The following is a 237-nucleotide window of genomic DNA, read 5'->3' on the forward strand; positions in this document are numbered from 1 at the left end:
AACATTGAGCCTTGATGTGTAGGATAGGTGGGAGGCTTTGAAGCGTGGACGCCAGTCTGCGTGGAGCCAACCTTGAAATACCACCCTTTAATGTTTGATGTTCTAACGTAGGCCCGTGATCCGGGCTGCGGACAGTGTCTGGTGGGTAGTTTGACTGGGGCGGTCTCCTCCCAAAGAGTAACGGAGGAGCACGAAGGTTGGCTAATCCTGGTCGGACATCAGGAGGTTAGTGCAATG

General features: G+C 53.6%; 1 rRNA gene. It reads left to right on the forward strand.

Annotated elements, in window-relative coordinates:
- Positions 1–237, forward strand: a 23S ribosomal RNA gene (locus WFP70_RS26625); the annotation flags it as partial.

The sequence above is a fragment of the Pantoea sp. USMM079 genome, assembly GCF_037153115.1.
Classification (GTDB): Bacteria; Pseudomonadota; Gammaproteobacteria; order Enterobacterales; family Enterobacteriaceae; genus Pantoea; species Pantoea communis.